Source organism: Cyanobium sp. Cruz CV13-4-11, assembly GCF_024346055.1.
Classification (GTDB): Bacteria; Cyanobacteriota; Cyanobacteriia; order PCC-6307; family Cyanobiaceae; genus Cyanobium.
In genome coordinates this window covers 166334-179959 of the sequence record NZ_JAGQCH010000002.1, presented here as the reverse complement: position 1 = coordinate 179959, position 13626 = coordinate 166334, and the positions used below count along the sequence as shown (strand labels likewise).

General features: G+C 72.1%; 16 protein-coding genes. 12 read left to right on the top strand and 4 right to left on the bottom strand.

All coding sequences use genetic code 11. The features are described from left to right. Window positions 1-86: 86 nt before the first annotated feature. On the top strand, window positions 87-1232 hold the full coding sequence (locus KBZ12_RS02900; protein WP_254956219.1) for a histidinol-phosphate transaminase: 1146 nt from the start codon (window positions 87-89) through the stop codon (window positions 1230-1232). On the opposite strand, the gene KBZ12_RS02895 is transcribed toward KBZ12_RS02900, so the two are convergent. Next, window positions 1219-2301, bottom strand: coding sequence for a glycosyltransferase (locus KBZ12_RS02895; protein WP_254956218.1), 1083 nt, complete (start codon window positions 2299-2301; stop codon window positions 1219-1221). The two genes, KBZ12_RS02900 and KBZ12_RS02895, sit on opposite strands and share 14 nt — an antisense overlap. Window positions 2302-2378: 77 nt before the next feature. Between KBZ12_RS02895 and KBZ12_RS02890 the strand changes: the two genes are divergently transcribed. From KBZ12_RS02890 to KBZ12_RS02870, 5 genes are all read left to right on the top strand, one after another. Beyond that, window positions 2379-3170, top strand: coding sequence for a hypothetical protein (locus tag KBZ12_RS02890; RefSeq protein ID WP_254956217.1), 792 nt, complete (start codon window positions 2379-2381; stop codon window positions 3168-3170). A 3-nt stretch (window positions 3171-3173) separates the two neighbouring features. Then, a complete protein-coding gene (locus tag KBZ12_RS02885; RefSeq protein WP_254956216.1) occupies window positions 3174-3899 on the top strand; it encodes a response regulator in 726 nt (241 codons plus the stop codon). Then, on the top strand, window positions 3877-5280 hold the full coding sequence (locus tag KBZ12_RS18360) for an ATP-binding protein (protein ID WP_261359746.1): 1404 nt from the start codon (window positions 3877-3879) through the stop codon (window positions 5278-5280). Before KBZ12_RS02885 ends, KBZ12_RS18360 begins: the two co-directional genes overlap by 23 nt. A 98-nt stretch (window positions 5281-5378) precedes the next feature. Further along, complete coding sequence (locus KBZ12_RS02875) at window positions 5379-5786, top strand: hypothetical protein (RefSeq protein ID WP_254956215.1); 408 nt, start codon at window positions 5379-5381, stop codon at window positions 5784-5786. 93 nt (window positions 5787-5879) lie between these two features. Next, window positions 5880-6272 (top strand): hypothetical protein, encoded by a 393-nt coding sequence (locus KBZ12_RS02870; RefSeq protein ID WP_254956214.1) that lies wholly within the window; start codon window positions 5880-5882, stop codon window positions 6270-6272. Between the two features lie 31 nt (window positions 6273-6303). Here KBZ12_RS02870 and KBZ12_RS02865 read toward each other — a convergent pair whose 3' ends face one another. Next, window positions 6304-7509: a phosphoglycerate kinase gene (locus KBZ12_RS02865; RefSeq protein ID WP_254956213.1), complete on the bottom strand. Its 1206-nt coding sequence runs from the start codon at window positions 7507-7509 to the stop codon at window positions 6304-6306. A gap of 140 nt (window positions 7510-7649) precedes the next feature. Here KBZ12_RS02865 and KBZ12_RS02860 point away from each other — a divergent pair, with 140 nt between their 5' ends. The 6 genes from KBZ12_RS02860 to KBZ12_RS02835 all read left to right on the top strand — a co-directional run bounded on the left by KBZ12_RS02860 (window position 7650) and on the right by KBZ12_RS02835 (window position 12174). Then, window positions 7650-8033, top strand: coding sequence for a universal stress protein (locus KBZ12_RS02860; RefSeq protein WP_254944890.1), 384 nt, complete (start codon window positions 7650-7652; stop codon window positions 8031-8033). Then, window positions 8033-8950 carry a ribosome biogenesis GTPase YlqF gene (ylqF, locus tag KBZ12_RS02855; protein WP_254956212.1) on the top strand — a complete coding sequence of 306 codons (918 nt, stop codon included), beginning with the start codon at window positions 8033-8035 and terminating at the stop codon, window positions 8948-8950. Before KBZ12_RS02860 ends, ylqF begins: the two co-directional genes overlap by 1 nt. After that, window positions 8950-9900, top strand: coding sequence for an RluA family pseudouridine synthase (locus KBZ12_RS02850; protein ID WP_254956211.1), 951 nt, complete (start codon window positions 8950-8952; stop codon window positions 9898-9900). The genes ylqF and KBZ12_RS02850 overlap by 1 nt, the downstream gene beginning before the upstream one ends. An 80-nt stretch (window positions 9901-9980) precedes the next feature. Beyond that, window positions 9981-10253 carry a hypothetical protein gene (locus tag KBZ12_RS02845; RefSeq protein ID WP_254956210.1) on the top strand — a complete coding sequence of 91 codons (273 nt, stop codon included), beginning with the start codon at window positions 9981-9983 and terminating at the stop codon, window positions 10251-10253. A 5-nt stretch (window positions 10254-10258) separates the two neighbouring features. Further along, window positions 10259-10498: a hypothetical protein gene (locus KBZ12_RS02840; protein ID WP_254956209.1), complete on the top strand. Its 240-nt coding sequence runs from the start codon at window positions 10259-10261 to the stop codon at window positions 10496-10498. Then, the gene (locus tag KBZ12_RS02835; protein WP_254956208.1) at window positions 10495-12174 is read left to right on the top strand and encodes a TolC family protein; all 1680 of its coding nucleotides are present in this window, start codon (window positions 10495-10497) and stop codon (window positions 12172-12174) included. Before KBZ12_RS02840 ends, KBZ12_RS02835 begins: the two co-directional genes overlap by 4 nt. Here the strand turns inward: KBZ12_RS02835 and KBZ12_RS02830 are convergent. Both KBZ12_RS02830 and KBZ12_RS02825 read right to left on the bottom strand, forming a co-directional pair. Further along, window positions 12135-12350 (bottom strand): hypothetical protein, encoded by a 216-nt coding sequence (locus tag KBZ12_RS02830; RefSeq protein ID WP_254956207.1) that lies wholly within the window; start codon window positions 12348-12350, stop codon window positions 12135-12137. The genes KBZ12_RS02835 and KBZ12_RS02830 overlap by 40 nt on opposite strands. Then, on the bottom strand, window positions 12347-13618 hold the full coding sequence (locus KBZ12_RS02825) for an NHLP bacteriocin system secretion protein (protein ID WP_254956206.1): 1272 nt from the start codon (window positions 13616-13618) through the stop codon (window positions 12347-12349). Before KBZ12_RS02825 ends, KBZ12_RS02830 begins: the two co-directional genes overlap by 4 nt. Window positions 13619-13626 lie beyond the last annotated feature (8 nt).

The following is a 13626-nucleotide window of genomic DNA, read 5'->3' as shown; positions in this document are numbered from 1 at the left end:
GGAGTGCGGCGCACCGAATGGTCCCCCCATTGCAGCAGCCCCGCCGCCCATCCGTGTTACAACCGCCTGAATGTTCCCAGGAGCCGGTGCCAGCTCCCCACCCGGTGACGGGGCCTCCTGAACCGCCGGATCTCCATGGGGGCAACCTCCAGGCGGCCGCCCGACGCCTCGGCTGCCGTCCGGACCAGCTGCTGGATGCCAGCGCCTCCCTGGTGCCCTTCGGCCCGCCACCGCGGCTGCGGCAGCTGCTGCGGCGGGCGCTCGGCAGCGATCTGCGCGACTATCCCGACCGGGACTACACCGCGCTGTGCGACTCCATCGCCGCCTGGCACGGGCTGGATCCGGCCCGGGTCCTGCCCGGCAACGGGGCCGCCGAGCTGTTCACCTGGGCGGCCCGGGACGCCGCTGCCGCTGGCCTGAGCTTGCTGCCGGCGCCGGGCTTCGCCGACTACCGCCGGGCCCTGGACTGCTGGGGCGGCGCCTGGCGCCTCCTGCCGCTGCCGCTCGACTGGTCGGGGGCCGGACCGGGCCCCTGGCCCCTGGCCGTCGCCGCCGTCGCCGCCGCCGGGTCCGGCGCCGCCGTGCTCTGGCTCACCAATCCCCACAACCCCACCGGCCAGCTCTGGAGCCGGGCCTCGCTGGAGCCCCTGCTGGAGCGGTTCGCCCTGGTGATCATGGATGAGGCGTTCCTGCCGCTGGTGCCGGCCGGCGAGGAGCAGTCGCTGGTGCCGCTGCTGGCGGCCCATCCCAACCTGGTGGTGATCCGCAGCCTCACCAAGCTGTTCTCGATCGCCGGCCTGCGGCTCGGTTACGCCCTGGGCAGTGCCGAGCGGCTGGCCCGCTGGGCCGCCTGGCGCGACCCCTGGCCCGTCAACGGCCTGGCGGCGGCGGTGGGGCAGGGCCTGATGGCCGACCAGGCCGGCCTGCGGCGCTGGCAGCGGCGGGTGCAGCACTGGGTGGCCGGGGAGGGCCCCTGGCTGACGGCCCGCCTGGCGGCGGTGCCCGGACTGGAGCCCCTGCCCTCGGCCGCCAACTACCTGCTGGTGCGGAGCACCCCTGGGGCCGACTCGCTCCAGTCGCTGCGGCTGGCGCTGGAACGCCGGCACCGGATCCTGGTGCGCGACTGCCGCTCCTTCGAGGGCCTGGGGGAGAACTGGCTGCGGATCGCCCTGCAGGACAGGGCCGGCAACCGGCGGCTGCTGGTCGCCCTGGAGCAGATCAGGCGCGGCTGATGAGCTGCTCCAGCACCTGCACCAGCCGCCGGTCGGCATCCCGCACCGCCAGGGAGGCCATGCCGTCCCGCATCGGCTCCAGGGGATCGGCCCCAGCGGCGGTGCCCCGCAGGCGCGGCCCCAGCAACCGCCACACGGTCCGCTCCAGGGCGGGCTCGCCGGGCTCGTGCTGCCAGACGATCACCGCGGCCCCCAGGCTGGCGGCGGCGGCGGCATTGGCGTCCTGATGCCGGTCGGCGGCCGCCGGGAAGGGCACCAGGATCGCCGGAGTGCCGCACACCGCCAGTTCGCTGAGGCTGCCGGCGCCGGCCCGGCTGATGGCCAGATCGCAGTGCTGCAGCAGGCCCGGCAGCTCATCGCTGAAGGCCCGCTCCACCACCCCGTCGAGGCGCAGCGCTCCGGCCTCGGGATCCTGGCTGCCGGTGAGGTGCACGACGCGGCAGCCGCTGGCCGCCAGCGGCGGCAGCAGGGGCCGCACCATGCGGTTGAGGCGCAGGGCCCCCTGGCTGCCCCCCATCACCAGCAGCAGGGGACCGTCGCCTCCGGGCACCCACTCCGGCAGGGGGGTGGGGGTGAGAAAGTCCCGCCGCACCGGGGTGCCGCAGACCAGGGGCCGGCAGCGGGGCAGCCGCTCGGCCGCCTGGGGAAGCCCCACCGCCACCCGCGTGCACAGGGGGCCCAGCAGCCGGGTCACCCGCCCGGGGATGGCGTTGCTCTCATGCAGCACCACCGGCACCCCGCACCAGCGGGCGGCCAGGATCGCCGGCGCGGCGATGTACCCCCCGGTGCTGAACACCACGCTCACCCCCTCCCGCCGGATCAGGCGCCGCATCGGCAGCACGGCCAGCAGCAGCTGCAGCAGGTTCCAGAGCTTGCGCAGCCCCCGGCCCTGCAGGCCGCCGGCCCGCACCATGTGCAGCGGGTAACGGCTGGGGACCAGCTCGGTCTCGAGCCGATTCGGTACCCCCACCCAGTGCACCTGCCAGTCGGCGGGCAGGGCTTCGGCCACCGCCAGGGCGGGGAACAGGTGGCCACCCGTGCCGCTGGCGGCGATCAACAGGGTCGGCATGGGCGGGTGGGACAAGCGCGCCTAACTTAAAAGCCGATTCCGGTCCGCTCACCGCCGCCCCGGTTCCCTCCCTCTCCATGGCCCCGTACCGCCCGCTGAACGCCCCCCTGTCCCCGGTTCGGTCGCCGCAGCTGCTCGGTACCCTCCTGGCCACCATGGCGCTGGTCGGCGTTGGCGTGGCCCCCGCCCTGGCGGCTCCCCCTTCCCCTGCCCAGCTCCAGGCCCTCGAAAGCGCCCTCAACAGCAGCTCCGACACCGCCCTGGCCGCGTTGCTTCAGGCCGGCCCCGGGCTGGATCCCGCCCAGCTGGAGACCCGACGCCGTCTGCTGCGCCAGCAGTTTCCCGATGCCCGCTGGCAGCTGCGCAGCGGCACCCAGATGCGCAACGGCCAGCCCACGGTGACCCTCCGGGTGGACGGCACCCGGCGCCAGGGCGGCACCACCTACCGGCTGGAGGCGGAGCAACAGCTGTCCCTGCAGAGCGATGGCACCCGCATCAATGGCCAGACGGTGCTGCGGGAGCGGTCGCTGCTGCGCAGCGGCGACAAGCCGCTGCCGGTGAGCCTGCTGATCCCCGACGCCGTGCTGACCGGCCAGCGCTACGACGTCGACGTGATTTTCGACGATCCCCTCGACGGCGCCCTCGCGGCGGGGGGCATTGCGGCGATCACCCCCCAGCAGCAGGCCACGATGACCAGCCCGAGCATGGAGCTCGGTGCCCTCGGCGGCGGCGGACTGTTCAAGACCGTGCAGGCCCCCCTGTCCCCCGGTTCCCAGACCTGGGCGGTGCTGTTGGTGCACCCCGACGGCATCGTCAGCGCCACCAAGCGGGTGCGCGTCGTTGCCGATCGCCAATCGCTCGAGCCCTGAACCATGGGCCGACCGCATCGGATCTGGGTGGTGGATGACGACCCGGATCTGCGCCATCTCCTGTCCACCTACTTGGGGGACCAGGGCTACGAGGTCCGCTGCATGGGCGATGGCGCCCAGCTGATGGCCCGGCTCGAGGGCCAGCGCCCTGATCTGCTGGTGCTCGACCTGATGCTGCCCGGCGATGACGGCCTCAGCCTGCTGCGGCGTCTGCGGGACGGGGACGACGACCTGCCGGTGCTGATGCTCACGGCCCGGGCCGATGCGGTGGACCGGATCATCGGCCTGGAGCAGGGGGCCGATGACTACCTGGCCAAACCCTTCCTGCCCCGGGAGCTGACCGCCCGGATCGAAGCGGTGCTGCGGCGTCGCGGCAGCCTCCCCGGTGGATTGCCCCAGCCCGACGGGGCCCGGATCGGCTTCGGCGACCTGGAGGTGGATCTGGCGGCCCGCACCCTGGAGCGCCAGGGGGAAGCCCTGACGATCACCGGCGGTGAGTTCGCCCTGCTGGCGGCTTTCGTGCAGCACCCCCACCGGCCCCTGTCCCGGGAGCGGTTGATCGAACTGGCCCGGGGCCCCGGCAGCGACACCGACAGCCGCAGCATGGACGTGCAGGTGTCGCGGCTGCGGCGGCTGATCGAACCGGAGCCAGCCCGGCCTCGCTATGTGCAGACGGTCTGGGGCTACGGCTACGTGTTCGTCCCCGATGGCAAGCCCCGCCAGTCCTGAGCGCCCCTGGCGGCCGTCCCTGGGGCGCACGCTGGCGTACCTGCTGGCGGGCACCGGTGCGGCCGCCCTCAGCCTGCTGCTGCTGCAGCTGCTGCTGGGCCGCCGCCTGGCCCAGCAGCAGCTGATCCAGACGGGCTCGGAGGTGGCGTCGAACCTGGTGCTGGGGGAGGTGGCCCTGGAGCGCTTCAGCCCGGAGGTGCTCGGCCAGATCAGCGGCATGCAACTGGTGGTGGGTCGCCGGCCGGAATCGGCGGCGACACCGGCCAGGGTGGGCCGGGGGGATCGGCGGTTGCGCTGGCAGACCCAGCGGTTGCAGGCGGAGCTGTGCCGCCGGCTGGGCCGTTGTCCGGCGGTGCAGCCCGCCTTCTCCCCCCGGCGGGGGGTATGGGTGGAAATGGCCTCACCGCTCGAGCCGGTGTGGCTGTTCGTCTCCCTGCCCTCACCGCGCGGTTGGCCGCCCGATCCGTTGCTGCTCTCCCTGTCCATCGGCCTGGGGGCGCTCGGGGCCCTGCTGCTGTTCCTGACGCTGGAGATCCAGCGCCCCCTGACCCGCCTGCAGGTGGCCCTGGCCGACGTGGGCCTCGAAGCCCTGCCCGAGGCCCTGCCGGACCAGGGCGCCCCGGCGGTGCGGCAGCTGATGGCCCGCTTCAACGCCATGCTGCTGCGGCTGGAGGACTCCGGCCGGGAGCGCACCACGATGCTGGCGGGCATCGCCCACGACCTGCGCAGCCCCCTGACCCGGCTGCGCCTGCGCCTGGCCCTCGCCGCTGAGGGGCCGATGGCGCCCCAGGCGCTGGAGCGGGCCCAGGCCGACATCCGCTCGATCGAGCGGATCATCCGCCAGTTCATGATCTTCGCCGGGGCCGAAGCCGGGGAAAGTCCCGTGCTGGTGCCGCTCGATGCCCTGGTGGCGGAGTCGGCGGCATCGGTGGGCGAGGTGCCCCTGGAGCTGGATCTGGAGCCCCTGGTGCGGCGGGTGCGGCCGATCGCGCTGGCGCGGGCGGTGGGCAACCTGCTCGATAACGCCCTCACCTATGGCCGGCCGCCCCTGCGGCTGGTGCTGCGGCCCCTGGGCCCGGCGGACGGGGCGGCGTCTGCCAACGGCGAGGACGGACCCGTGGAGAGCGGCTTCGAGATCCAGGTCTGGGACTCTGGCGAGGGCATCGCCCCGGCGCAGTGGCAGAAGGCCATGACCCCCTTCCAGCGGCTCGACCAGGCCCGCGGCGGTGAGGGGCACTGCGGCCTGGGCCTGGCCATCGCCGCCAAGGTGGCCCGCGACCATGGCGGTGATCTGCGCCGCCTGGAGGCGCCAGCCAGCGCCGAGCCGCCGCTGGGACGTTTCGCCGTGGCCCTGAGGGCCTGGCCCCTGCCGGGCGAGTGAGATGCCATCAGTCGCATCCGGTCACAGCTGGACCTCAGCCAGTCCGATTGCCGTCACACCTGCCGGTCACGATGGAAATGTTCAAGACAATTCCTCCCATGCCCTCCCACCTGCTTCAACCCCTGCGGATTGCCGTCCTGGCCGCGGTCATCGGCTCCACCGGTGTCGCCCTGGCCCAGAGCGGCCCCTCCGAGGCTGGACGGCCCACGCCTGCCCAGATGCAGAAGATCTTTCCCGAGCAGAAGCGCCTGGCGATCAGTGATCACCAGGCCCGCATCGCCATCCTGCAGAGCGGCGAGCGCTGCCTGTCCGCCGCGGGCAGCAGCGATGCCCTGTGGGCCTGCATGAAAGCCCAGCGTGACGCCACCCAGCGCCAGCGTGAGCAGCATCGGGCCGCCATGAAAGCACTGCTGGAGCGCAACGGCATTCCCCTGCCCCAATGGAGCAAGGGTGACCGCAAAGGGAAATGGGGTGAGGGCCGCCCCGGCAACCCCGGGACTCTCTGAGGCCGGTCACATCCGGTCATGGCTTCGGCTTGGCCGGTTGCCGTTGGGACAGGTTTTCATCCCAAGCTTGTCCCAAACCATTCCGCCGCCGTCATGAAGCCACGCCATCGCGGCCTGTCCGAGGTGTTGCTGCCGCTGGTCCTGGTCGCCCTGCCTGCTTCGGTCCTGGCCCAGAGCCAGGCTCCCGGGGAGGGCCTGCGACGCTTCCGTCTAGAGCAGCGCCAGGAGATGTTCCAGGCGCGTCGCGACCTGGAGCGCCGCAGCCACGCGGCCCGTATCGCCATCCTTCAGGAGGCCGATCGCTGCATTGCGGCTGCCAGCACCTGGGAGGCCTTCCAGACCTGTGAGCGGCAGGAGAAGCAGGCCCGAGAGCGGTTCCAGGCCGAGATCCGATCCGAGGCCCAGGCCCTCAGGGCCCGCTTCGGCCTGCCCCCACGTCAGGACAGGACGGGCTCCTCCGCCAGGGCAGCGAAGGCGACGATCTAGGCCCGTCGCCAACCCCAGGGGGGCGCCCGCCTCAGGCCTCGTCGAGGGCGGCCACGCCCGGCAGCACCTTGCCTTCCAGGAGCTCCAGGCTGGCGCCGCCGCCGGTGGAGATGTGGCTCATCCTGTCGGCCACACCCACCTTCTCCACGGCGGCCACGGAGTCACCGCCGCCGATGATCGTGCAGCAGCCCTTGGCGCTGAGCTCGGCCAGGGTGTGGGCGATGGCGTTGGTGCCGGCGGCGAAGGCGTCGAACTCGAACACGCCCATGGGGCCGTTCCAGATCACGGTCTGACAGTCGGCCAGGGCAGCCTGGAAGGCCTTGACCGAATCGGGGCCGATGTCCAGGCCCATCCAGCCGTCGGGGATGGCGTCGATCGCCGTGGTCTGGCTGTTGGCGTCGGGGGCGAAGTTGTCGGCCAGCACCACATCGGTGGGCAGCAGCAGCTGGACGCCCTTGGCGGCCGCCTTGGCTTCGAGTTCCTTGGCCAGTTCCAGCTTGTCCTCCTCCACCAGGGACTTGCCCACCGCCAGGCCGCGCGCTTTATAGAAGGTGAAGATCATGCCGCCGCCGATCAGCACCTTGTCGCACTTGTCGATCAGCGACTCGAGCACGCCGATCTTGCTGCTCACCTTGGAGCCACCGACGATGGCGGCCAGGGGACGCTTGGGCTCATCAATCGCCCCCTGCAGGTACTGCAGCTCCTTCTCCATCAGGAAACCGGCCACGCTGGGGCTCAGATACTTGGTGACGCCCTCTGTGGAGGCGTGGGCCCGGTGAGCGGCGCCGAAGGCGTCGTTCACATAAACATCGGCCAGGTCGGCCAGCTTTTCGGCGAAGCCGGCGTCGTTCTTCTCTTCCTCAGCGAAGAAGCGCACGTTCTCGAGCAGCACCACATCGCCATCGGCCATGGCGGCCACCTTGGCCTCGGCGTCGGGGCCGATGCAGCTGTCGGTCTTGGTCACGGGTTTGCCCAGCAGCTCGCTGAGGCGGGCCGCCACCGGTGTGAGGCGCATGGCCTCATTCACCTGGCCCTTGGGCCGGCCGAAGTGGGCGGCCAGCAGCACCCGGGCGCCGTGGTCGATGAGGTGGCGCACGGTGGGCAGGGCGGCCCGGATGCGGGTGTCGTCCGTGATGGCGCCGGCGTCGTCGAGGGGCACGTTGAAGTCGACCCTGACCAGAACCCGCTTGCCGCGGAGATCATCGGCGTTGAGACTGGAGAGGGATCGCTTCGCCATGGTTACGTGTAAGGGAAGGCGCACGGAGATTAGCCCCCGGCCCCTCCCGCCTTGCCACCGGCACGATTCGGTTCTTCCCACCTCCCATCCCGGGCGGCCGCAACGGTCGGCGCTAGGACAAGGAAGCTGGGCCTTCTGCCATGTTCGACACCGTCCTGTTCCCCATCGACCAGAGCCGCCAGACGATGGAAACGGCGGCCGTGGCGCTGCAGCTCGCCCAGCGCCATGGCAGTCGCATCGTGCTCCTCTCGGTGGTGGAGGCCGAAGAAGGGGTGATGCACGATCCAGCCGATGTGGCCCGGCTGCTGGAGCAGGCCCGGGCCAGCTTCACCCAGGCCGGTGTGGCCTGCGAGGTGCTGGAGCGGGAGGGAAAGCCGGCCTTCGTGATCGGTGACGTGGCCGATGAAATCAATGCCGACGTGATCGTCATGGGCACCCGGGGCATCACCCTGGAGGGCGACCACCAGAGCACCGCCGCCCGGGTGCTGCAGCTGGCGCCCTGTCCGGTGCTGGTGGTGCCCTGATGCCGGACGTCGGCGACACAGTCCGCCTCAGCACGGCCGCCCCACCGATCCAGTGGTATCCCGGCCACATCGCCAAGGCGGAGAAGGCCCTCAGCGCCAACCTGGAGAAGGTGGATCTGGTGATCGAGGTGCGTGATGCCCGTATCCCCCTGGCCACCGGGCACCCGCGCCTGCAGCGCTGGATCCGGGGCAAGCAGCATCTGCTGGTGATCAACCGCCGCGACATGGTCAGCGCCGCGGCCCGCCTGGCCTGGGACGGCTGGTTCCGCGAGCGGGGGGAGGTGCCGTGGTGGTGCGACGCCAAGGTGGGCACCGGCGTCAAGCAATTGCAGCAGGCGGCGATCCGGGCCGGGGAGTCGCTCAACGCCCGCCGGGCCGGCCGCGGCATGAAGCCGCGCCCCGTGCGGGCCCTGATGCTGGGCTTCCCCAACGTCGGCAAGTCGGCGCTGATCAACCGGCTGGTGCGCCAGAAGGTGGTGGAGAGCGCCCGCCGGGCCGGCGTTACCCGCAGCCTGCGCTGGGTGCGGCTGGGCCAGGACCTGGATCTGCTCGATGCCCCCGGCGTCTTGCCCCCGCGTCTCGATGACCAGCTGGCCGGGTTGCGCTTGGCCCTCTGTGACGACATCGGCCAGGCCTCCTACGACGGCGAGGCCGTGGCCCTGGCCTTTCTGCGGCTACTGCCCCAGCTGGAGTCGGTGGCAGCCGCCGGGGTGGCCCCCGGGCTGCTGGAGCGGCGTTATGGGGTGGCGATCTCCCCCGGGGTTTCGGACCCCGCCGCCTGGCTGACAGCGAGTGCGGCCCGCCACACCAGCGGCGACACGGCCCGCATGGCCCAGCGCCTGCTGGATGATTTCCGCCGCTCGCTGCTGGGGCCGATCTCCCTGGAGTTGCCTCCCCAGGCGGCGCCCCCCAGCTGATGGCCCGCTTCGGCGAAGGTGAAGGGGAGCTGCTGAAGCTCCACTACCTGAAGCCGCTGCCGATGCGGCTCGACCGCTGGCTGGTGTCCCAGCGGCCCGAGCAGAGCCGGGCCCGCATCCAGAAGTTCATTGAGGCGGGCTACGTGCGGGTGAACGGCGTCACGGGCCGGGCCAAGACGCCCCTGCGCACCGACGACACCGTCGAACTGTGGATGCCGCCGCCGGAGCCCCTGCCCTACTTGGTGCCCCAGGACATCCCGTTGGATGTGCTCTACGAAGACGAGCACCTGATCGTGCTCAACAAGCCCGCCGGGCTCACGGTGCACCCGGCCCCCGGCAACAAGGACGGCACCCTGGTGAACGCCCTGCTGCACCATTGCCCCGACCTGCCCGGCATCGGCGGTGAGATGCGGCCCGGCATCGTGCACCGCCTCGACAAGGACACCACCGGTTGCATCGTGGTGGCCAAGAGCCAGGAGGCGCTGGTGAAGCTGCAGGTGCAGATCCAGAAGCGCATCGCCTCGCGGGAGTACCTGGCGGTGGTGCATGGCCAGCCAGCGGCCGACAGCGGCACGATCGTGGCGGCCATCGGCCGCCATCCGGTCGATCGCAAGAAGTACGCCGTGGTCTCCGACAGCACCGGCCGCCATGCCTGCACCCACTGGCGCCTGGTCGAACCCCTGGGCGATTACGCCCTGCTGCGCTTCAAGCTCGACACGGGCCGCACCCACCAGATCCGGGTGCACTGCGCCCACACCGGCCATCCGATCGTGGGGGATGCCACCTACGGCCGCTGCCGCAAGCTTCCGGTGGCCCTGGGCGGCCAGGCCCTGCACGCGGTGCGGCTGGCCCTCGACCACCCGATCAGTGGCGAGCGGCTGGTGTGCGAGGCCCCCTTGCCGGAGGTGTTTGAGAAGCTGCTGCTGGCCATCAGGCGGCGCAGCTCCTGAGGGGCCAGCTAGACCTGCGGCTGTGGCAGCTTGTATCGCCGGGGGCCGCAGGCAGACTTGGCATCCTGGCTACCGGTGTCATGGCTCCGCCGCCGCGACGGCTGTTCGTTGATCAGTTCTTCGTCGGCTGGGTGTACGGCCCCTGGGTGGTGGCCAGCCTGCTGGTGATCCTGGCGCTGCGGCTCTTGCTGGCCGAGGATTTCAACCTGCACAGCCACGCCTGGGGCCTGTTCGGCAACGCGGCGATCTGCTTCTCGATCGGCTGTGTCTGCAAGCTCTCGTGGGCCATGGCGCGTTTCAACGCCGTGCGCCAGCTGGAGTTGCAGCTGCGCCAGGAGCTGGGTCTGCGTTGATGGCGATGACCCGTTCCCAGCTTGGGATGGTTGTCACCCTGCCCTGGTTGGCCGCCGGGGTGGTGCTGCTGGCCATGACCCGCCTCGAGGGCGAAACCCGGGAAGCGCAGCTGGGCCTGTTCGGCAGCGCCGCCATCTGCTTCTCGATCGGTTGCCTGGCCCGCACCAGCCTGGGCCTCCACGACCTGATGCAGGCCTCCTCCACCAAGGACGCGGCGCCAGCCCCGGGCCCCCGGCAGCCATGATCCGGCGCCACGCCCACCGCTGGCTGGCCCCGGCCCTGGCGCTGGCCGTGCTGGCAGCGATGGCCCAGGTCCGGGCCCAGACCCCCGTTCCGGCGCCCCAGCCGCGCCGACTGCCGCCCCCCTCCCCGGCGCTGCTGCGCAGCCTCCAGGGGTTCCAGCAGGATCTCGAACGGCTCGACCGCAGCCTGCTGCCGGGTGCGGCGGAGGCAGACAACTCCGGCCCGACAGAGGCGCCCGACCTGCCGGCCCCTGCCGCGACGGCCCTGCCCCAGGCGCCCGAGGCGGTGCGCATCGAGCGGCGCCAGCGGCTCAGCCTGGCCGAGGCCCTGGCGGTGGCCGTGCGCAACGATCCGGATCTGGCCGCCGCCGTTCTCGGTGTGCGGGAGCAGCAGGACCTGGCCGGGTCGGCCCGGGGACGCTGGTGGCCGGAGCTGGGCCTCAACCTGGCCGGTGGCTTCCGCCAGCAGCGCTCCTACAGCCAGGTCTGGGCCGCCAATGACGGCATCTATCCGGCGGACTCCCCGTTTCTGGTCAGGCCCCAGGGCTGGAATGTGGTGCAGACCAACGTCGGTGCGGCCGCCGCCCGGATGGAACTGGGCTGGGAGCTGATCAGCCCTAACCGCACCGCCAGCATCGCCGAGGCCGACGACGGCCTCAAGGCCTCCCGCCAGCGCTACGCCGACCGGTTGCGCCAGCTGCAGCTGGATGTGAGCGTCGCCTACTACGGGCTGCAGCTCGCCGACCAGCTGCAGCGCATCCGCCGGGCCGTTGCCGACAGCGACACGGTGGTGCGCGACCAGGTGGCGGCGCTCCAGCAGGCGGGTCTGGTGCCGCGGCTGGATCGGCTCCGGGCCGAGGCCGCCCTGCAGCAGAGCCTCTATCGCCTTGAGCAGGCCGAGGCCCTGCAGCTCAGCCGTCAGCGCCAGCTCAGCAACCTGATCAACGTGCCCTTCGACATCAGCCTGCGGGCCAGCGAGACGGTGCGGCTGCAGCCCCCCTGGCCCCTCGATCTGGAGCAGACGATCGTGCGCGGCTGGCGCGACAACCCCCAGCTGCGGGCCCTGCAGGCCGCCCGCGACGCCCTGCTGCGCCAGGCCGATCGCCGCGCCGCCGAACTGCTGCCCAGCCTGCGGCTGGTGGCCACCGGTGGCTACGGCCAGGGGCTGATCACACAGCCGGTGATCGAGCTGGAGGGCTGCTGCAGCTCGGCCCTCATCCCCCAGCTGCTCAACCAGCGCTCCGACTGGGCCGCGGGCCTGCAGCTGCATTGGCGCTTCTTCGATGGTGGCGTCACCGCCGGCGCCGTGGCCGCCAGCCGCACCGCCGCCGCCCGCACCGACCAGAGCCTGGCCCGCGAGCGCAACGCCATCCGCCAGCGCCTTGAGGCCGCCTTTTACGACCATCGGGCCGCCCTGCGCCAGATCGTGGCGGCCCGCGCTTCGTACAGCGCCTCCCGGGAGGCCTTCCGGGATGTGCGGGCCCGTTACCAGCTCGGACTGGCCGACTACAGCGACGTGGCCACCACCGTGGCCACCCTCACCGGCGCCATGGAGGGGGTGGCCGAATCCACCACCCTGGCCAATGTCAGCTATGCCCAGCTGCTGCGTGAACTGCTGCCGGTGCCGGACCGGCCCGATCAGCCGGTGGCGCTGCCGCTGGTGCTGGGCGGCTCCTGAGCGTCGCCCTGTCGCTCCTGCAGCCGCTGCCAGCGGCGCTGGCGCCAGGCGAAGGAGCGCCACAGCAGCAGCACCAGCAGGGCCGCGAACCAGAACCACACCTCCGGAGCGTTGGCGTGCAGCAGCACCACCAGCAGGGCCGCCTCCAGCACCAGCCAGGGGAGCTCGCGTGTCATGGCAAGGCGTCTCGCTGGCGCAGGGGCGGCTGGTCCTGGCGCTCCTGCTGGCGCAGGGTGCGGTAGCTGCCGGTGAGGTCGCGCAGCATCGGCAGCAGATAGCTGACCGGTGGGCGCCACTCCACATAACCGTGGGCCTTGAGGGTCAGCCCCTCGCGGATCGGAAAGACGCTGCTGCCGCGGCTGAGGGTCCAGCGGTAGCCATCGAAGCCGGGGGCGTTGCCCGTGGGCTGCAGGGCGATCTCGGTGCGCAGCACCGGTCCGTGGCGCACCAGGGCCTCCGCCAGCTGGGGGTTGCCCATGGTGGTGTTCACGTCTTCGCGGGTGGCAGGCAGCAGGGTGACGTTGACGACACGACCGCGGATGCCACCGAAGCGGCCCCGCTCGTTCCAGTCCGGCACCACCTCCATGGCCAGGCCGGGGCGCAGGCGACGCGCATCGGCTGGGGCGAAGTAGGCCACGGCCTGCAGGGTCTGGCCCGCCTCGGGCCCTCCCAGGGTGCCGAGGCGCTGGCCCGCTTTCACCGTCTGACCGCGCACCACCTGCAGATCCAGCAGCCGCCCGTCCCGGGTGGCGCTGAGGCTGCCGTCGAAGCCCAGGCGGGTCTGGGTGACCCGCACGGCGCGGCGGGCGTCATTGATGGCAAAGCGCCGCCGCTGGGATTCGGTGTCGATGCCCAGCTTCACCGTCTCCCAGGCATCGATCGCCTCCCGCTGCCGGATGCCGAGGTCGGCGACGCTGTTGTCGAGCTGGATGGCCCGGTCTTCACTGGCCACCACCTCGCCGGCCAGGGGGGCCACCACCTCGCGGCGGGCGAGATGGCGGAAATCGGCCACCTTCTGGTCGTAGACGCGACGCAGGGCATCGAGGCGTTCGCGGTTGCCCTGCAGCTGGGCCAGGGCCGTGTCCCGCAGCCGCCGGGCCGAGGCCAGTCGTGCCCGGTCGCGCCGATCGAGATCGGCGTTGATGCGGATCAGCTCCGCCAGATCCTTCTCCTGACGGCGCAGCTGCTGCTCCAGGGTGGGCAGGTAAAGGCGCAGCAGGGTCTGGCCCCGGCTCACCTGTTGGCCCACCCGCACCGGCAGGCTGAGGATCTGGCCCTCGGCCCGGGCATCGATCACCGTGGCACCGCCGGGCACGATCACCACCCCCCGGCCGATCACCTCGGTGGGCACCGGCCAGAACAGGAACCAGCCGGCCGCCAGGGCCCAGGCGGTGCCAAGGGCCACCAGCACCCGCCGCTCCGACGTTTCCTCCGGCGTGCCCATGGCCACCC